The organism is Mycolicibacterium neoaurum (assembly GCF_036946495.1).
Taxonomy (GTDB): domain Bacteria; phylum Actinomycetota; class Actinomycetes; order Mycobacteriales; family Mycobacteriaceae; genus Mycobacterium; species Mycobacterium neoaurum_B.
In genome coordinates, this window is record NZ_JAQIIX010000002.1 from 360,850 (window position 1) to 379,748 (window position 18,899).

Here is an 18,899-nt window from a genome sequence, read left to right on the forward strand (position 1 = left end):
TTATGCCAGGTCAACCGCCAGTTGCGAAAACGCGTGACCAGCGGCGACTATTCCCGGCCCATGGGTACGTACGTAGAGCCCTCCCGACGCCAGATCAACCGGCCCGCCGGCTCGGCGCCGAGGGCCACCAGCTCGCGTTTGAGGATCTTGTTGGTCGCGGTGCTCGGCAGGTCCTCGGCGATCCAGACACAGCGCGGGCGGGCCTTGGTGGACAGGTCGGACTGCGCGGCGAGGAACGCTGCGAAGTCGTCCGGGGTGAGCTCGGCGCCATCCTGCAGGACCACCGCCGCCATCACCTGATCGCCGACATACTCGTCGGGCACCGGGTATACCGCGACGCGGTTGGCCTGCGGAAGCCGCAGCAGGATCCGCTCGATCGGTGCGGTGGTCAGGTTCTCCCCGTCCACCCGCATCCAGTCGGCGGTCCGCCCGGCCAGGTAGATCCAGCCCTCGGCGTCGCGGTAAGCCAGATCCCCCGACCAGTAGATGCCGCCCCGCAGGCGCTCGTCGGTCGCGGCGCGGTCGTTGTAGTAGCCGCGGAACAGGCCGCTGCCGGTCGTGTTGACCAGCTCGCCGGTGGCGGCATCGGCGTTGGTGAGTTTGCCGTTGGCGTCGAACTGCGCGACCGCGCATTCCTGCGCGGTCTCCGGGTCGTAGATGGCCACGCCGGGAAAGCCCTGCCCGATCGAACCCGGCGGGGTCTCCTCGGGGCGGGTGATGATGATCGCCGTCTCGGTCGACCCGAAACCGTCCCACACTGTGCAGCCGAAACGTCGACCGAAGGACTCGATATCGCGGTCGGCGGCCTCGTTGCCGAAGGCGATGCGCAGTGGATTGTCGGCGTCGTCGGGCTGCTCGGCGGTCGCCAGGATGTAGGCCAGCGGCTTGCCGACGTAGTTCATGTAGGTGGCACCGTAGTGACGGATATCGGGCAGGAATGCCGAGGCCGAGAACGTCGCGGGTGCCATCGCGGCCGCGGCGCCGACGGCCACGCTCCAACCCGCGTAGACGGCATTGGAGTGGAACAGCGGCATCGCCAGATAGCAGGTGTCCTCCGGGCCCAGTCCGTACCGCTGTACCAGCGCACCGCCGGCGAACAGCACGGTCGAGTGCGGCACCTCGACGGCCTTGGGCTCACCGCTGGTGCCCGAGGTGAAAATCATCATGAAGGTGTCATCGGGGGCGACCTCGCGATGCGGGCGCAGCGCAGGGGCGGCGGCCAATCGTTTCGCCCACTGTTCGTCGGTGACGTCGTAGACGGTGACCCCGGGCAGGTCGACACCGTCGAGCAGGCCGCGGTGGTCGGCGTCGGTCAACAGGATCTGGGTGTCGACCTTGGCGATATCACGAGCCAACGCCGCACCGCGGCGGGTCGTGTTGAGACCGCACAGCACGTACCCACCCAGGCCGGCGGCTGTCAGCGCGGTGAGCATGGGCGGGGTGTTGCCAAGCAGCACGGCGACGTGCAGCGGGCGCCTCGGATCGGCGACGCCGATGACGGCCGCGGCGTGCCGGGCGGCATCCTCGATATGGGAGCGCCAGCTGGTGGTGGTCTCGGCGTGCTTGACGGCGATGCCATCGTCGTCGGCCCGGCTGCGCAGCAATTGCTGCAGTGTCTCCGCCATGCGCTGGCACCTCCCCTAGTGAACAGATTTTGACAACTGTCTACCATCGCCGACTGCCCCGCGACATCGGCTTGCTTGTTGGCAGAATGCAGCACAACACATGCTCGAAGGACCGAACCCGAGGAGACCACCCTTGCCGACCGCCACGGCCACCGTTCGCGACCGCTTGATCGATGCGGCGGAGGTCTGTCTGCGCGCCAAGGGCATCCGGGCCACCACGGTGTCCGAGGTCGCCGAGACCGCCGGGGTCTCCCGCGGCTGGTTGTATCGGCATTTCCCCGACAAGGTGACCCTGCTGGGCGCGGCCATCGTGCGACTCAACGAGGTGTACTGGTCGCAGGCGCACGCCGTGCTCGAACAGGTGGACGGCCTCGATCAGCAGATTGTGGCGGGCATCCGGCACGGACGGACCGCCTACGACGACCCGGGCGCGTTGCTGATGAAGTTGCGTCTCGACGAGCCCGAGGAATTCGCCGCATGCGCGGGTGCCGGCGTGCAGGGACTGGTGCCGGACCTGGCCGGGTTCTGGTCGCGCTACCTGGTCGCCGCCCGCGATGCCGGTGAGATCCATCCGGACGTCGTCATCGAGGAAGCGTCGGAATGGGTTGCGCGCGTGGTCATTTCGATGGCAACCGTGCCCGGGGACACCCTGGATCCGAAAGATCCGGCCCAGCTGCTCGTGCACGTCCGCCGGTACGTGATCCCGGCGCTGAAGGCCGACCCGAACGTCTGAGAAACGATTTCGGCGCGGTCGCGCTCGCTGAGCGAGCGTTTCCGCGCCGAAATCGTCGGGGTCGATCAGTCGTTGTCCATGCCACCCGGAGTGGTCTTGGACACCTGGACCAGGAACTCGTAGTTGGTCTTGGTCTTGCGCAGCTGGCTCATCAGCAGGTCGATGGCCTGGTGGCTGTCCAGACCGGACAGGACGCGGCGCAGCTTGTGCACGATCGCGAACTCGTCGGCGCCGAGCAGCAGCTCATCCTTGCGGGTACCCGAGGGGTTGACGTCGACAGCCGGGAACACCCGGCGCTCGGCGATCTTGCGGTCCAGCTTGAGTTCGGCGTTGCCGGTGCCCTTGAACTCTTCGAAGATCACGGTGTCACCGGTGGAGCCGGTCTCGACCATCGCGGTGGCGATGATCGTCAGCGAACCGCCGTGCTCGATGTTGCGGGCCGCACCCAGGAACCGCTTGGGCGGGTAGAGCGCGGTCGAATCGACACCACCGGAGAGGATGCGTCCCGAGGCCGGCGAGGCGTTGTTGTACGCACGTCCCAGACGGGTGATCGAGTCGAGCAGGACGACGACGTCCTTGCCCTGCTCGACCAGACGCTTGGCCCGCTCGATGGCCAGCTCGGCGGCCTGGGTGTGATCTGATGGCGGGCGGTCGAAGGTGGAGGCGATGACCTCACCCTTCACCGAGCGCTGCATGTCGGTGACCTCTTCGGGGCGCTCGTCGACGAGCACGACCATCAGGTGACATTCGGGATTGTTCTGGGTGATCGCATTGGCGATGTCCTGCATGATCGTGGTCTTACCGGCCTTCGGCGGGGACACGATCAGGGCGCGCTGGCCTTTGCCGATCGGCATGATCAGGTCGATCACGCGGGTGGTCAGCCGCTCTGGAGTGGTCTCCAGGCGCAGCCGCTGATTGGGATAGAGCGGCGTCAACTTGGTGAAATCGGGCCGGTTCTTGGCGTTCTCGACCGGTCCGCCGTTGACGGTGTCCAGCCGGACCAGCGGGTTGAACTTCTGCCGCGGGTTGTTGCCACCGCTGTTCTCACCCTCGCGGGCCACGCGCACCGCACCGGTGACGGCATCACCGCGGCGCAGGCCGTTCTTGCGGACCATGTTCATGGAGACGTAGACGTCGTTGGGTCCGGCCAGATATCCCGAGGTCCGGACGAACGCGTAGTTGTCGAGCACATCGAGAATGCCGGCCACGGGCTGCACGACATCGTCCTCGCGCAGTTCGGTATCGCGGTCGCCGCCACCCTGGCCGCCGCCCTCGCCGCCACCCGAGCGCTCCCCGCGCCGCCTGCGGTCCCGGAACCGTCGACCGCGACGGCCGCCGCGGCCCTCGTCATCGTCGGCATTGTTCTGATTGTTGGAGTTCTGACTGTTGGCGTTCTGGTTGTTGCCGCCGCTGTTGTTGGCGTTGCGGCTCTGGTTGCCGTCCTGCTGGTCGGCGTTCTCGTTCCGGTTCGAGTTGTCGCGGTTCGCGTTCTCGTTACGGTTGCCCTGCTGGGCACCGCCGGACTTGGCGCTGTCGGCCTCGCCGCCCCTGTCTGCGTTGCCCTTGGCGTCCTTGTTCTCGCCGGCGTCACCGTCCTGCCGGTTGTCCGGCGCACCGGACTGACGGCCGGCACTGCGGCGCTCACGACGCTGCGGGCTCTGCTGCGGCGCGTCACCGCTGTGGTCGGCGGCAGCCTGCGCAGGCTGCTCAGCGGCCGAATCGAGCGTCGGCTGCTCCACCGGAGCGGCCTTGGGTGCCTTCTCCGCCTTCTCGGCGGGGGCAGCCTTCGCGCCGGCGGAATCGCCGCGCTGCTCCCTGATGGCGGCGATCAGATCGCTCTTGCGCATGCCCGAGGTGCCCTTGACACCTACTTCGCTGGCCAGTGCCCGCAAGTCAGGGAGCAGCATCGACGTCAGCGAGCCGGAACGGCTACGGCCGGCGCCTGCGCTCGGCGCGGCACTGGAGGAGTTCACGGCTTCCGAGGGCGCACTGCCGCTGTCGGCTGCCGTGATGAGGTCCGTATCAGTCACGGATTTCCTTTCTTATCCCCCGCATTTGGTGTTGCGCGAGGGGTTCCCCGAAGGTCAGCTGCGCTCGGCCATGCGGCCAGGCGCGTGGTTTCTCGCGACGTCACCACCACGTGCGCGACGGCGATCGTCAGGGTCGGCCGCGGTGCGGCAGACCATGAGTCCACGAGTGAAACACGAGAAGATTGGGTGTCGTCCTAGTGTCGGCGCAGGTAGAAACGCTGCGATTGCTGGACGAAAGCGAGAATAACCCGCATCAGGCGCGGTTGCAAGAAGCGCGACAGTTTGCGTGTTGTCTCGACCGTTACGTCCCTGAACTCCACCGTACGCCGTCGCCGGCGGACATCTCGGTCACGGTGAACCCGTTGGCGGCGCCGTAGTCCAGTGCTTCCGCGGGCAAATCTCGACCATCGGTCAAGGCGATCACCGCAGGTCCGGCACCGGACAGCACCGCTGCCACTCCAAAACGCCGAAGCACGGCGAGGTATTCCGCGGAGGAGGGCATGGCCGGACCACGCTGGGTCTGGTGCAGACGGTCACCGGTCGCCTCCAAGAGCAGGTCCGGTCGCTGGGTCAGGGCCACAACCAACATCGCCGCGCGCGCCACATTGAACCGGGCGTCGGTGTGGCTCACCACATCGGGCAGCAGGCCGCGGGTCGCCGCGGTCGACGATCGGGTTTCCGGCACCGCGGGAAACAACCGGATATCCGGGTGTAGCGGCAATTGCGCCGCGTCGTAACGGGCCGGGTCGCTCCCGTCGACGGTCCACGACACCACTGCCCCGCCGAGAACGGCGGCGGCGGCGTTGTCGGGGTGGCCCTCGAATTCCGAAGACAGTTGCACCAGTTGGTCACGGGTCAGTTCGACTGAATCAACCTGCGCGGCAAACCCGTTGGCGATCGCCAGCCCGCCGACCACCGCGGCTGCGGAGGATCCGAGTCCCCGCGAATGAGGAATGACATTGCGGCACAACACCTTGAGCCCGCCGGCATGCAAACCCGCAGCGTCGAGACCACGCCGGATCGCCCGCACCACCAAGTGGTCGGCATCCAGCGGGACAAGTCCGGCGCCCTCCCCTTCGACGTCGACAATCAACCCGAAATCGGTTGTCTCGACCTCGATTTCGTCATACAGACTCAGCGCAAGACCCAGGCTGTCGAAGCCAGGTCCCAAATTGGCACTGGATGCCGCTACGACGGCTCCGGCCCGCAGTCCGGAGGGCAGGGTGTGGGACACGTCGGATCGCCGCCCGTCAGCCCAGGCCCAGCGCCGCGACGACGGCGGCCGGGTCGACGGGGATCGGGGTGACGTCGGGCATGGTCTTGAGCGCGGTGTCGGGATCCTTGAGTCCGTTGCCGGTCACCGTGCACACCACGGTCGAGCCGGGCTTGACCCAGCCGTCCTCGATCGACTTGAGCAGACCGGCGATGCTGGCCGCCGACGCCGGCTCGACGAACACACCCTCGGCGGCGGCCACCAGGCGATAGGCGGCCAGGATCTCCTCGTCGGTGGCGGCCAGGAAGCGACCGTCGGACTCCTGCTGTGCGGCGACCGCAGAGTTCCAGGACGCCGGCGAGCCGATACGGATTGCGGTCGCGATGGTCTCGGGGTTGGCGACGGGCTCGCCGGAAACCAGCGGCGCGGCACCCGCGGCCTGCGTTCCGAGCATGCGCGGCAACCGATCGGACACTCCGTCGTGATGGTATTCGCGGTAGCCGCGCCAGTAGGCGGTGATGTTGCCTGCGTTGCCGACCGGCAGCGAGTGCACATCGGGCGCGGTCCCCAGCGCGTCGACGATCTCGAAGGCGGCCGTCTTCTGCCCCTCGATGCGGACCGGGTTGACCGAGTTGACCAGCCCGATCGTCGGGTAGTCGGCGGTCAGCTTGCGGGCCAGCTCCAGACAGTCGTCGAAGTTGCCCTCGACCTGGATGATCTTGGCGCCGTGCATGACCGCCTGAGCCAGCTTGCCCATCGCGATCTTGCCCTGCGGAATGAGCACGGCACAGGTCATCCCGGCGACCGCCGCGTAGGCCGCGGCCGAGGCCGAGGTGTTACCGGTCGAGGCGCACAGCACGGCCTGCTGTCCGCGGGCCAGCGCATCGGTGACCGCCATCGTCATACCGCGATCCTTGAACGAGCCGGTGGGGTTGAGCCCCTCGACCTTCAGATGCACGGTGCAGCCGGTCTGCTCGGACAGCCGCTTGGCATGGATGAGCGGAGTTCCACCCTCCAGCAGGGTGATCGGGGTCCAGTGGTCCTCGATCGGCAGCCGATCGCGGTAGGCGGCGATCAGGCCGGGCCAGGGGCGGTGGACGGGGTTGCTCACGAATCCGAACCTTCCATGCGAAGCACGCTGTTGATGTCCTGCACCACGTCGAGCTCGGTGAGTGCCTTGACGGTGTCCGACAGGGCGGCGTCGGTGGCCCGGTGGGTGACGACGACGATGCGCGCGCCGCACGGTTCACCCCCGGGATCGGTCATGCCTTCCTGGCGGACCTCGGCGATGCTGACCTCGTGCCTGCTGAACTCGGCCGCCACCGCCGACAGGACACCGGGCTGATCCTTGACGTTCATGTTCACGTAGTAGCGCGTCGGAATGGCGCCGATGGAGGCGATCGGCAGCTTGGCGTACTTGGACTCGCGCGGTCCGCGGCCGCCCTGAACACGGTTGCGCGCCGCCATCACCACATCGCCCATCACCGCCGACGCGGTCGGGGCGCCGCCGGCACCCTGACCGTAGAACATCAGCCGGCCGGCGGCTTCTGCCTCGACGACCACGGCGTTGAACGCACCGTTGACCGATGCCAGCGGATGATCCAGCGGGACGAGCGCCGGGTAGACCCGCGCCGAGACGCGATGCTTGCCTTTACCGCTGACCAGCCGCTCGCAGATCGCCAACAGCTTGATGTTGCAGCCGAGCGCCTTGGCCGAGGCGAAATCCTCGGCGCTGACCTTGGTGATGCCCTCACGGTAGACATCGTCGGCGGTCACCCGGGTGTGGAAGGCGATCGATGCCAGGATCGCGGCCTTTGCCGCGGCGTCGTAACCCTCCACATCGGCGGTGGGATCGGCTTCGGCGTAGCCCAGAGCGCTGGCATCGGCGAGCGCACTCTCATACGACGCGCCGGTGTCGTTCATCGCCGAGAGGATGTAGTTGGTGGTGCCGTTGACGATTCCGGCCACTCGCACCACCGAGTCACCGGCCAGGGATTGGGTCAGCGGCCGGATGACGGGGATGGCACCGGCCACGGCGGCCTCGAAATAGAGGTCGACGCGGGCCTTTTCGGCGGCCTGCGCCAATTCACCGGTGGACTGCGCCATCAGCGCCTTGTTGGCGGTGACCACCGACTTGCCACGCTCCAGGGCGGCCATGATGGCCTTGCGGGCCGGCTCCACAGGTCCCATGAGTTCGACGACGATGTCGACATCGTCGCGGGAGACCAGCTTTTCGATGTCATCGGTGAGCAGCTCCTCGGCCACCCCGCGGTCCTTGGCGACCCGCCGGACGCCGATGCCGCGCAGCTGCAGCGGTGCGCCGATGCGCGCCTCCAGGTCTGCCGCGCTCTCCTCGATGATGCGCACCACCTCGGTGCCGACATTGCCGAGTCCGAGAACGGCTACTCCGATTGGCTTCTCACTCATTGACCCACCTCCAGGCTCAGAAGATCCTCGACGGTTTCCCGGCGCAGGATCAGCCGCGCGCTTCCGTCTTTGACTGCGACCACGGCCGGGCGCCGCAGCAAGTTGTAGCGACTCGACATCGAGTAGCAGTAGGCGCCGGTGGCGGCCACCGCCAGCAGGTCACCGGGCACCAGGTCATCGGAAACCCAGGTATCGCGCACGATGATATCGCCGCTCTCGCAATGCTTTCCGACGATACGTGCCAGCACCGCCGGCGCATCGCTGCTGCGTGACACCAACCGGGCGTCGTATTCGGCGTCGTAGAGGGCGGGCCGGATGTTGTCACTCATCCCACCGTCGACGCTGACGTAGCGGCGGTGCTCGTCGGCCGAGACGGCGACGTTCTTGACGGTGCCCACCTCGTAGAGCGTGATGGTGCCCGGACCGGCGATCGCGCGACCCGGTTCGACCACCAGCGTCGGGGTCGGCAGCCCGACGGCGGCCGATTCGTTGGCGACGATGGCCTTGAGCTTATCGGCGAGTTCGCGCATCGGCGGTGGATTGTCACTCGGCAGATACGAGATACCCAGTCCCCCACCGAGATCCAGAATATCCATCTGCGCGGTCTTCTCGACGCCGAACTCGGCGACGATATCGGCCAGCAGCCCGAGCAACCGGCGGGCGGCGATCTCGAAACCCGACACATCGAAGATCTGCGATCCGACGTGGCAGTGCAGCCCGACCAGGCGCAGGTTCTCGGTGGCGAACACCCGCCGGACCGCTTCCAGCGCGGCGCCACTGGCCAGTGACAGCCCGAACTTCTGGTCCTCGTGGGCGGTGGAGATGAATTCGTGGGTGTGGGCCTCGACACCGGGCGTGACACGGACCAGGACATCCTGGACAACGGCGGCCGCACCGGCGACGGCCTCCAGGCGCTCGATCTCGATCTCGGAGTCCACCACGATGTGTCCGACACCGGCGGCGACCGCGGCGGTCAGCTCGTCGACCGATTTGTTGTTGCCGTGCACGGTGATCCGCTCGGCCGGGAAGTTCGCGTGCAGAGCCACCGCGAGTTCGCCGCCGGTGGCCACGTCCAGCGACAGGCCCTCCTGGTGCACCCAGCGCGCGATCTCGGCGCACAGGAACGCCTTGGATGCGTAGTGCACATGCTCGCCGCCGCCGAAAGCCGATGCGATCTCGCGGCAGCGGGACCGGAAGTCGTCCTCGTCGATCACGAACAGCGGTGTGCCGAACTCGGCGGCCAACTCGGCGACGCCGACCCCGGCGACGGAGACGACGCCGTCGTCACCGCGAACCAGGTTCTTCGGCCACACCTTCGGGGCAAGCAGCATCACCTCGTCGGCGGTCTGCGGTCGGGGTGGCGCACCGGCGCCGGGGTGGGCGCTCACATCCGCTCCGGCGCGCTGACTCCGAGAATGGCCAGGCCGTTGGCGATCGTCTGCCGGGTGGCCTCGCACAGCGCCAACCGCGCAGCGTTGAGATCGCTGGGATCCTCATCGCCCTGGGGCAGCACCCGGCAGGAATCGTAGAACCGGTGGTAGTCACCGGCCAGGTCCTCCAGGTAGCGGCACACGCGGTGCGGTTCCCGCAGCGTGGCAGCGGTTTTCAGGATCCGGCCGAACTCGCCGATATTGCGCATCAGGGTGGCTTCGCGGTCGTGGGTCAGCAGATCCAGATGCGAGGTATCGGCGGACAGGCCCAGTTCGGCCGCGCTGCGGGCCAATGCCGACAGCCGCGCATGCGCGTATTGCACGTAGTAGACCGGGTTCTCGTTGGATGCGCTGGCCCACAGGCCGAGGTCGATATCGATCGGGCTGTTGACCGAGGACCGGATCAGCACGTAGCGCGCGGCGTCGACACCGATCGCGTCGACCAGGTCGTCGAGGGTGATGACGGTGCCGGCCCGCTTGCTCATCCGCACCGGCTGGCCGTCGCGGACCAGATTGACCATCTGCCCGATGAGCACCTCGACGGTGGCCGGGTCGTCACCGAGTGCGGCGGCAGCGGCCTTGAGCCGTGCGATGTAGCCGTGGTGATCGGCGCCGAGCATGTAGATGCACAGGGTGAAACCGCGCTCGCGCTTGTCCAGGTAGTAGGCGAGATCACCGGCGACATAGGCCGGGTTACCGTCGCTCTTGATGACCACCCGGTCCTTGTCGTCACCGAATTCGGTGGTGCGCAACCAGGTTGCGCCGTCCTTCTCGTAGATGGCGCCGTTGTCACGCAGCCGCTGGATGGCCTGGTCCACGCGGCCGGAGGTGTGCATCGAGTCTTCGTGGGTGTAGACGTCGAAGTCGGTGCCGAATTCGTGCAGGGATTTCTTGATGTGGGCGAACATCAGGTCCACACCGATGGAGCGGAAGGTCTCCTGCTGCGTATCGGTCGGCTGGCTCAGCACATCGGGGGCCTGCGCCACGATCGCGGCGGCGATATCGCTGATGTAGCTGCCTGCGTACCCGTCCTCGGGAGCGGGCTCGCCCTTCGCGGCGGCGACCAGCGAGCGGGCGAACCGGTCGATCTGTGCACCGTGATCGTTGAAGTAGTACTCCCGGGTGACCGCGGCGCCCTGCGTGCTCAGCAGCCGGCCCAGCGCGTCACCGACGGCGGCCCAGCGGGTGCCGCCGATATGGATCGGCCCGGTCGGGTTGGCCGAGACGAACTCCAGGTTGATCACCTGGTCGGTCAGGTCGGTCGAGTTGCCGTAGTCGGCGCCGGCCGCCAGGACGTTGGTGACGACGACACCTTGGGCCGACGCCTCGATGCGCAGGTTGACGAATCCCGGTCCGGCGATCTCGGCGGCGGCGATACCGTCGACGTCGGTCAGCGCGGCGGCCAGCCAGCCGGCGAGCTCGCGGGGGTTGACCCCGACCTTCTTGCCCAGCTGGAGTGCGATGTTGGTGGCGTAATCGCCGTGTTCGGGGTTGCGCGGGCGCTCGACGGTGATGGTGTCGGGCAGCGCGCTGGTGTCGAGGCTGTGCTCGGCCAGGACCGCGGCGGCGGTGGCCTTGAGCAGGGCAGCCAGATCGGCAGGTGTCACGAGGGACCATCCTATGGTGCGGGGTCCTCAGGTCCCGAATCCATTACCGGTTGGAGATGGGTTACGCTATGCACGCCCAACGGCGCAGCACCAGTTGCTCGCGCCCCCGTAGCTCAGGGGATAGAGCGTCTGCCTCCGGAGCAGAAGGCCGCAGGTTCGAATCCTGCCGGGGGCACCACACTTCCACGACACCCCAAGACCGCGATCCCACTTCGGGACCGCGGTCTTTTGCAACCGCGGACTCGGTGATCACCCTGCGCTGCGTCGAGTGTGACTGCGCTGCGGTCCAGCGGCCGATTTTCCGCAGCGAATTCACACTCGGCGCACCGCGCCCACCTCTGCTACCTTTTCTGTAAGGATCATTCCAGACATAGGAGCGGCCGGTGCCCCCGAGTCAGAAGCAACGCCAGGGCGAGAACTCCCGCGAGCAGATCCTGGACGCCACCGAACGGTTGATGTCCACGCAGGGCTACGCCGCCACCTCGATCACCCACATCCGCCGTGCGACCGGCCTGCCTGCCAGCTCGATCTACTGGCATTTCGGCTCGAAGGAGGGTGTGCTGGCGGCCGTCATGGAACGCGGCGCGCAGCGGTACTTCGCCCAGATCCCCAGCGAGAGCCCCGATGTCGAGACCCAACGCGCGGCGGTGGCCAAACTCATGGTGGCCAATACCGACTTCTTCCGGCTGATGTACATGCTGTCGCTGGAACGCAGTGACGATCCCGCGGTGGCCGGCGCAATCCGGCGGGTACGCGACACCGCGATCGACGGATTCGCCTCCGTCATCCGGCCGATGCTGCCCGCCGACGTCCCCGCCGCGCGCGCCGACCGGGTGGTCGCCGAACTCGCCGCGATCGCCACCGCGATGTCCGACGGGATCTTCTTCGCCGACCACCTCGAGCCCGATGTCACCGACGTCGACCGCATGTACGTACGGCTGATCCAGGCCGTCCGGGCCCTGATACCGATCCTGTTGGAGGAACAATGACCACCCGATCCGTCGTCATCACCGGCGCCAGCGCCGGCCTCGGGCTGGAATGCGCGCGCGCCATTCTCGCCACCGACGATTCCTGGCATATCGTGCTGGCCGTCCGCGACACCGGCCGCGGCGAGGCGGCCGTCGCCGATCTCGGCGCACCCGACCGCTGCACCGTACTGACCTGCGATCTCGCGTCACTGCGCTCGGTGCGTGCGTTCACCGCGGCATTCGCGGCGGCCGGTCTCCCGCCGTTGCACGCGATCGTCGCGAACGCCGGTCTGCAGATGGTTTCCGGTCTACACACCACCGAGGACGGAGTGGAGGCCACCTTCGGGGTGAACCATCTCGGTCACTTCGCCCTGATCGAAGGCCTCCGCGAGCACCTTGTCGCTCCGGGGCGAATCATCCTGGTGGCCAGTGGCACCCACGATCCCGAGAAATTCTCCGGAATGCCGCACCCCAACTACACCACTGCCGAGGAGTTGACCCACCCGCAGCCCGGCGCCCCCGTCGACGGGCGACGCCGCTACACCACCTCGAAACTGTGCAATGTGCTGCACGCCTATGAACTCGACCGCCGACTCGACCACGGCGCACACGGCATCACGGTGACCGCGTTCGACCCCGGCCTGATGCCGTCCTCGGGCTTGTCCCGCGACTACACCAGAGGGCAGAAAATGGTGTGGCGCGTCATCTCTCCGCTCCTGCGGATCTTGCCGAACGTGAACTCGGTGGCGACATCTGGAACACGGCTGGCCGCGCTGGCCATCGATGCGCGCTACGACGGGGTGACCGGGACCTACTTCGAGGGCGATAAGGCGATCAGGTCCTCGGCCGAGTCCTACGACACCGCCAAGGCCGACGACCTGTGGGAGACCAGCACGCGCCTGGTCGCGACGAGCGCAGATCGCTCGTGACGCGCCCTAACCCAGCAGCACCCGGTAACTCTGCGGCCAGTCCTTGCCGCTGATCAGATACTCGTCGCCCGCGATGTGCGCGATACCACTGACCACCTGCCTGTTGCGGTCGCGCTGATCGGAGTTCCACAGATTGGACACGTCGGCAACCAGGTTCACCGCGCCGCTGCCGGGATCGATGCGTAGGAAGGTGTCCTGCGGCCAGCCGGCCGCCCACACCTGACCATCCACGCATTCGAGTTCGTTGAGACCCCGCACAGGCTGCCCATCGCGGGTGACCTGGACGCTGCCGATCTCGGTGAACGACGGATCGAAGAAGCGGAGCCGGTCGCTGCCATCGCTGACGACGAACCGGCCGCCGTCGTGGCACAGCCCCCACGACTCGCCTGCCAGCGGGATCTCGCGGCGCACGGTCAGGGTCGCCTTGTCCCATTCGAGGACGACGCCGTCGCGGTACGTCAGCTGCCAGATGGTGTCGCCGACGATCGCGATGCCCTCGCTCCAATAATCGTCGGGCAACGCGGTCGAACGCAGCACCGCCCCGGTGACGGGATCGATCTGGCGCAGCTGGGACTTGCCTGCCTCACCGGTGGCCTCGTAGAGCGCCGGGCCGTCGAACTCCAGACCCTCGCTATAGGCCCCGGGATCATGCGGCATCGTCGAGACGATGGTCGGGACGATCACCGGCACCGCCTCGGCCTGCGCCTGCGGTGACGCGAGCACGCCACCGCCCACCATCACCATGGCCAGCACCAGCGCTCGCATCATGGATCTGTTCTACCCGAGATCACCCACATCCAGGTAGACCATCGTGGCCACCGGATGGCCTCAGCTTCATCCCAGTGTCCTGACATGATTCGCTCTGGCCGACTGGTGTGTGTCCTGGGACACGCCACGGAGGCGCTGAATGCACAGCTTCGGCCCCCAGGTTCGGTGAGAACGTCAAATACCCTGCAGTGAAGGACATTTCACCATAGCGGACGGTCCGTCGAATCGCAGTGGTTCAGTTCTGCCCCCGCCAGAAGCGACGTGGAACACACAGGGAGAACACTGTTTTCTGATCCTTAACCGACGGTTTCTTGCCAGATGCTTGAAAAGCGCCGTCTCGACTCGCTGTGAGCCCATCGGTGTCCGTACTTTCCGTTATCAGTCCCACGACACACGATGATCGGAGCATCAATGACCAAACACCTCGTCCTCTCGGCACTGGGCGTACTGGGTGCGGGCGCGCTGCTCAGCCTCGGTGGCGGCGTGGCCGGCGCCAGCATCAACCAGGTATCGCCCAGCCCCAACGTCACCATCGATACGCCGGCCTTCAAGGGCCAGAACTCGGTACGCAACGCCCCGATCGGCGAAGTGACGGCCCAAGGTTCGGTGATCGACTGCAAGATCGACGTGGTGTGCGCAGACGGCAAGGTCGGCGATACCGTCGAGGCGACCGAGGGCTCGGCGAAGGCCACGCCGTTCGGGGTCGGTAAGAACGCCAAGTTCATGCAGAACCCGCCGATGGGCAACTGGGACGAGACGCAGCACTGACCGATTCGCGGTGCGGTCGCGTCGTGGACGAGCGCCGCGCGACCGCACCGCCTCACATTGCGGCGACGACCTCGGCAACCCGATGCACCTGTTCGATGTCATCGGAGGTCGGGATCAGGTGCACCTCGTCGGTGCCGATGGCCGCGAAACGACGCAAGACTTCCGACAGCTCCTCAGGACTACCCGACCAACCGGTCGTCGGCGCCATCGCATCGACGAACTCGGCCGGGATCCAATTCATATAGCGCAGTAGATGGCGGCGCACCTGTGCACGGGCCGCCTCGGGCTCGCCGATGGCGAACCAGAACGACGTCGCCAGATGGGGTTTGGGCCTACCGGCCTCGGCCCACGCCGCCCTGGCGACGTCGAAGAGTTCGTTCTGCTTGTCGAGGTCGAGGTCCAGGGTGGTTCCGGCCAGACCGGCGGCCCAACCGGCGGCGCTGCGCAACGTCTTCGGCCCGATGGTGCCGACCATCAACTCCGGTCCACCGTCCTGCACCGGGGCCGGGCCGACCGGCAGCACCGAGTCGGTGACCTTCTCTCCCGCCCAGACGCGCTGCATCACCGCGACCCGCTCGTTCATTCCCCGGATGGTCTGGGTCGCCGGATCGGCCCCGGCGGCCAGATAGTCCTCGTGCCGGCCACCCACACCCAGACCGACCGTCAACCGCCCGCCGCTGAGCACATCACCGGTGGCAAGGGCCTTGGCCAGCGCCACCGGATTGTGCAGCTGGGGCACGATCACCGTCGTCACCAGCCGCACCCGCTGCGTCCACGCCGCCACCGCACCGAGCAGCGTCAGCGAATCCGGGTTGTCGAACGCAACGCGTTCACCCCAGCACAGTGACGAGAAGGGGCCCTCGTCGATCACCTCGGCCCACGTCCGCAGGGTGGCCGCATCCAGGTCCGGTTCCATCACCGGCATCGTCATTCCGACTCGCACGTCGGCGATTCTGGCACGCGGTGCCATCCGCCACGGCGAAACCGGGGGTTATCCCCCACCCGGTCGGCGGGGAAACGCGGTGTCCTCCCGGCTCGGCAGTCCATAGGTTGTTCCCATGGTCGCAATAAGCCCTGAGCAACCGGTCGCCGATGTCATCGAACCACCGGCCCGCCGCCGCATCGAGCACATCGGGATCGTCCCGACGGCCTCGATGCTCACCAACGCCTTCCTGGCCATCGTGTGGTTCTGGGTTCCCGTGACGATCGTCATCATCGGGGTGTCATCGATCTTCTCGATCATCGGCTTCCTGATATCGGCGGTCGTCTTCGTCTACCTGATGCGTGCCGTCGAATGGGTCGAGCGGATACGCAGCGAAGCGGTGTTCGGCATGCAGATCCCGGTACCGCCGCGATCGCTGACCGGTTACACCGGAGTCCAGGGCTGGGCACATCAGCTGTGGCTCGATTTCAGCAGCGCCCGCTTCTGGAAGGCCACCGCGCAGCACTTCCTACGCATGACCTACGACCTGATCGCGGTGGGCATGGCCACCGCACTGCTGGGCTTTGCCTTCCTCGGACCCGCGGCCGCCACGGCCGTCCAGCGCAGCGATGACGATGCCGGACTCGGATTCCTCTCCCCCGCGCCGACCTGGGTGCTCGCCATCCTCGCCGCGATAGCGGCGGTGGCCATCCTGGTACTGGCGCCTGCCCTCGATGCGCGTATCGACCGCTGGCTGCTGGCCGCGTCGCCGACCGCAGCGCTCAAACACGAGGTGCGCGCGCTATCGCGAGCCCGGCAGGGGGCACTCACCTCGGCCGAGACCGAACGGCATCGCATCGAGCGCGATCTGCATGACAGCGTGCAACCCCGGCTGGTATCACTGGCGATGACGATCGGGCTGGCGCAGACGAAGCTCGACAGCGATCCTCCGGCCGCCCGCACCCTGATCGCCGAGGCGCATACCGAGGCGATGAGCGCGCTGGCGGAACTGCGCAATGTGGTGCGCGGCATCGCGCCGACCATCCTGTCCGACCGTGGCCTCGATGCCGCGCTCTCCGCGGTGGTGCAGCGCACCGAGATCGCCGGTGTGCCGACCACACTCGATATCAACCTGCCGCACCGCCTGCCCGCCGAAATCGAGGCCTGCGCCTACTTCGTGGTGGCCGAGGCACTGACCAATGTGGCCAAACACGCCGAGGCTGGCCAGGCGGTCGTCACGGTCCGCCTCGACCAGGTATCGAATGCGCTGTACGTCACCGTGTTCGACGACGGGCGTGGTGGCGCCCAGGTCGGTGTGGACGAGGACGCCACCGGGCTGCGCGGCCTGGCCGAACGGGTGCGCGCCGCCCGCGGCACATTCGAGGTGTCCAGCCCCGCAACGGGTCCCACGATCGTGACGGCGGTGCTGCCATGCGCATCGTGATCGCCGAGGATTCGGCGCTGCTGCGGGCCGGGATCGAACGAATCCTCGCCGACGCCGGCCACGAGATCGTCGCCGGGGTGCCCGATGCCACCGAACTGCTGCGCATCGTCAACGAGCACCGTCCGCAGCTGGCCATCCTGGATGTCCGGATGCCCCCCACCTTCACCGACGAGGGAATCCGCGCCGCCGCGCTGCTGCGCTCACAGAATCCGGACTCACCGGTGCTCGTCCTCTCGCACTATGTCGAAGAACGTTACGCCGCCGATCTGATCGCCTCGGATACAAAGGGTTTCGGCTATCTGCTCAAGGACCGGGTCGCCGATGTGCCCGCCTTCCTCGACGCGGTCGAGGTGGTCGGGTCGGGTGGCACGGTGCTCGACCCGGAGGTGGTGTCCCAGATCCTGGTCCGCTCCCGCAAGCGCGCCACCCTGGACGCGTTGACCCCACGCGAACGAGAGGTGCTCCAACTGATGGCCGAGGGCAAGACCAACTCGGCCATCGCTGCGGCCCTGTACATCTCGGTGGGCTCTGCCGAAAAGCACATCGCATCGATCTTCACCAAGCTGGCACTGGCCCCCGATGACAGCGAGAACCGGCGCGTCCTTGCCGTGCTGCGCTACCTGGAATCCTGATCCGCTCAACACAACCCGAGAGGGATATCGTGACCACCACCCTGACCGATCCGCCCACATCCGCCCCACCGCAGTTGTCCCCCGGTGGCCGCACCGCGGTACGTGCCGCGCTGCTGATCACGGGTGTCACCATCATCGCCGGCACCCTGGCACTGCTGGCCACCGGGGCGGCCGGCCTGAGCGCCTTCCGCCTGGTGACCGATCACCAGAGCCTGCCCGCGGGAATGCGGACGCTGACCGTCGACACGGCGGATTCGCCGGTGGCGGTGCGCATCATCGCCGACCGCGACGCCACCGAACCACGAGCCGATGTGCGGATGTTGACCACGGGCCGCGCCGAACGGCAGGAACTGACCGTGACCGACGAGCCGGGCGGCACCGTGCTGCGCGTCGAGGGACAGACGAGCTTTCTGGCCTTGGGCGACCCCGGCGAGGTCACCGTGACCCTGCCTGCGGAGCTGGGACGGCGGTTGGCCGTCACCGTGCGCCAGGACACCGGAATGCTGATGGTCGACGCCGATCTCGACGAACTGACCGCTACCGCCGCAGACGCCACGGTGCGGCTGCGCGGAACTGTGCGGCGCGCGGAGATCCGCACCGAGAATGGTGACATTCTTGCCCGCCAACCGATCTCGGCGTCCGAGTCGTTCGACGCCACCACCGTCGACGGCACGGTGGAGGTCCGGTTCGCCGATGTTCCGCCGCGTGTCGGTGCCAGCACCCGCAACGGTGACGTCACCATCGCGCTCCCGGCGCCAGGCCCCTACCTGGTGCGTGCGCAGTCGGCCAACGGGCCCTGGCGGGTGCGGGTGCCCGAAACCACCGATGCCGCCGCCGCGGTGGCCGAGGTCAACGCCGGCACCGAGAACGGAGCGGTCACCATCGAGACCAACAATGCGCTCCCACCGGCCGACGATCAGCCGTGGCCGCGCTGGGCCTCCTGGTTGAGGTAACTTCCGGCAAGCGCGGAGACATGATCGGGAAGCGCACCCGATGCCACGTCGGCGAGGCTGGTCTCCTCGAGAACCGCACGCATGCTGGCGCGCAGCGCCCGCCACACGTCGGTGAGTTTGGCGGTGGGCCCCGAGTACGGCAGGTCCCCGAGGCCGATATCGCGCACGCTGGCCAGCGGTCCGTCGATGCAGCGCAGTACGTCGGCGATGCTGATCTCGGCGGCCGGGCGCGCCAACTCGTAGCCGCCGTCGCGGCCACGGTGACTGCGCACCAGCCGGTCGGTGCGCAGGTCGGAAAGGATGTCGACGAGGAACTGCGCAGGTATCCCCTGGGCCTTCGCCAGGTCGTCGGTCTTGACCAGCTCACCGGCATCAACGGTCGCCAGCTGGATCATCGCGCGCACGGCGTACTCCGCCTTCGCCGACATCCGCATACCGCGAATTGTGCCA

The 18,899-nt window shown here is 67.5% G+C and carries 17 protein-coding genes and 1 tRNA gene; 8 read left to right on the forward strand and 10 right to left on the reverse strand.

Features of this window, described 5'->3' with window-relative positions; translation table 11 throughout:
• Positions 1-47: 47 nt before the first annotated feature.
• The gene (gene fadD1, locus PGN27_RS07160) at positions 48-1,625 is read right to left on the reverse strand and encodes a fatty-acid--CoA ligase FadD1 (protein WP_335325528.1); all 1,578 of its coding nucleotides are present in this window, start codon (positions 1,623-1,625) and stop codon (positions 48-50) included.
• Between the two features lie 100 nt (positions 1,626-1,725).
• Between fadD1 and PGN27_RS07165 the strand changes: the two genes are divergently transcribed.
• Complete coding sequence (locus PGN27_RS07165; RefSeq protein WP_418888562.1) at positions 1,726-2,358, forward strand: TetR/AcrR family transcriptional regulator; 633 nt, start codon at positions 1,726-1,728, stop codon at positions 2,356-2,358.
• Positions 2,359-2,423: 65 nt separating this feature from the next.
• Here PGN27_RS07165 and rho read toward each other — a convergent pair whose 3' ends face one another.
• The 6 genes from rho to argS form a co-directional block, all read right to left on the reverse strand.
• The gene (gene rho / locus PGN27_RS07170) at positions 2,424-4,388 is read right to left on the reverse strand and encodes a transcription termination factor Rho (RefSeq protein WP_335325530.1); all 1,965 of its coding nucleotides are present in this window, start codon (positions 4,386-4,388) and stop codon (positions 2,424-2,426) included.
• Positions 4,389-4,689: 301 nt separating this feature from the next.
• On the reverse strand, positions 4,690-5,622 hold the full coding sequence (gene thrB, locus PGN27_RS07175) for a homoserine kinase (RefSeq protein WP_335325531.1): 933 nt from the start codon (positions 5,620-5,622) through the stop codon (positions 4,690-4,692).
• Positions 5,623-5,638: 16 nt separating this feature from the next.
• A complete protein-coding gene (gene thrC / locus PGN27_RS07180; protein ID WP_019512459.1) occupies positions 5,639-6,712 on the reverse strand; it encodes a threonine synthase in 1,074 nt (357 codons plus the stop codon).
• Positions 6,709-8,028, reverse strand: a complete 1,320-nt coding sequence (locus PGN27_RS07185) for a homoserine dehydrogenase (RefSeq protein ID WP_335325532.1) — start codon at positions 8,026-8,028, stop codon at positions 6,709-6,711. Before PGN27_RS07185 ends, thrC begins: the two co-directional genes overlap by 4 nt.
• Positions 8,025-9,359 (reverse strand): diaminopimelate decarboxylase, encoded by a 1,335-nt coding sequence (lysA, locus tag PGN27_RS07190; protein WP_335328653.1) that lies wholly within the window; start codon positions 9,357-9,359, stop codon positions 8,025-8,027. Before lysA ends, PGN27_RS07185 begins: the two co-directional genes overlap by 4 nt.
• Before the next feature lie 53 nt (positions 9,360-9,412).
• Complete coding sequence (argS, locus tag PGN27_RS07195) at positions 9,413-11,065, reverse strand: arginine--tRNA ligase (RefSeq protein ID WP_335325533.1); 1,653 nt, start codon at positions 11,063-11,065, stop codon at positions 9,413-9,415.
• A gap of 102 nt (positions 11,066-11,167) precedes the next feature.
• Here argS and PGN27_RS07200 point away from each other — a divergent pair.
• From PGN27_RS07200 to PGN27_RS07210, 3 genes are all read left to right on the forward strand, one after another.
• Positions 11,168-11,243: transfer RNA gene (locus PGN27_RS07200), tRNA-Arg, on the forward strand.
• A gap of 205 nt (positions 11,244-11,448) precedes the next feature.
• Positions 11,449-12,054: a TetR/AcrR family transcriptional regulator gene (locus PGN27_RS07205; RefSeq protein ID WP_335325534.1), complete on the forward strand. Its 606-nt coding sequence runs from the start codon at positions 11,449-11,451 to the stop codon at positions 12,052-12,054.
• Positions 12,051-12,962: an SDR family NAD(P)-dependent oxidoreductase gene (locus PGN27_RS07210; protein WP_335325535.1), complete on the forward strand. Its 912-nt coding sequence runs from the start codon at positions 12,051-12,053 to the stop codon at positions 12,960-12,962. Before PGN27_RS07205 ends, PGN27_RS07210 begins: the two co-directional genes overlap by 4 nt.
• Positions 12,963-12,968: 6 nt before the next feature.
• Here PGN27_RS07210 and PGN27_RS07215 read toward each other — a convergent pair whose 3' ends face one another.
• Complete coding sequence (locus tag PGN27_RS07215; RefSeq protein ID WP_335325536.1) at positions 12,969-13,730, reverse strand: glutaminyl-peptide cyclotransferase; 762 nt, start codon at positions 13,728-13,730, stop codon at positions 12,969-12,971.
• A 411-nt stretch (positions 13,731-14,141) separates the two neighbouring features.
• Here PGN27_RS07215 and PGN27_RS07220 point away from each other — a divergent pair, with 411 nt between their 5' ends.
• Positions 14,142-14,498, forward strand: coding sequence for a hypothetical protein (locus PGN27_RS07220; RefSeq protein WP_335325537.1), 357 nt, complete (start codon positions 14,142-14,144; stop codon positions 14,496-14,498).
• A gap of 52 nt (positions 14,499-14,550) precedes the next feature.
• On the opposite strand, the gene PGN27_RS07225 is transcribed toward PGN27_RS07220, so the two are convergent.
• Positions 14,551-15,429, reverse strand: a complete 879-nt coding sequence (locus PGN27_RS07225; RefSeq protein WP_335328654.1) for an LLM class flavin-dependent oxidoreductase — start codon at positions 15,427-15,429, stop codon at positions 14,551-14,553.
• A 127-nt stretch (positions 15,430-15,556) separates the two neighbouring features.
• Between PGN27_RS07225 and PGN27_RS07230 the strand changes: the two genes are divergently transcribed.
• The 3 genes from PGN27_RS07230 to PGN27_RS07240 are packed head-to-tail and all read left to right on the forward strand — an operon-like array spanning position 15,557 to position 18,449.
• On the forward strand, positions 15,557-16,864 hold the full coding sequence (locus PGN27_RS07230) for a sensor histidine kinase (protein WP_335325538.1): 1,308 nt from the start codon (positions 15,557-15,559) through the stop codon (positions 16,862-16,864).
• Positions 16,852-17,496 carry a response regulator transcription factor gene (locus tag PGN27_RS07235; RefSeq protein ID WP_335325539.1) on the forward strand — a complete coding sequence of 215 codons (645 nt, stop codon included), beginning with the start codon at positions 16,852-16,854 and terminating at the stop codon, positions 17,494-17,496. The genes PGN27_RS07230 and PGN27_RS07235 overlap by 13 nt, the downstream gene beginning before the upstream one ends.
• 29 nt (positions 17,497-17,525) lie before the next feature.
• On the forward strand, positions 17,526-18,449 hold the full coding sequence (locus tag PGN27_RS07240) for a DUF4097 family beta strand repeat-containing protein (protein WP_335325540.1): 924 nt from the start codon (positions 17,526-17,528) through the stop codon (positions 18,447-18,449).
• Here the strand turns inward: PGN27_RS07240 and PGN27_RS07245 are convergent.
• Positions 18,413-18,883, reverse strand: coding sequence for an Rrf2 family transcriptional regulator (locus tag PGN27_RS07245; protein WP_335325541.1), 471 nt, complete (start codon positions 18,881-18,883; stop codon positions 18,413-18,415). The genes PGN27_RS07240 and PGN27_RS07245 overlap by 37 nt on opposite strands.
• Between the last annotated feature and the right edge of the window lie 16 nt (positions 18,884-18,899).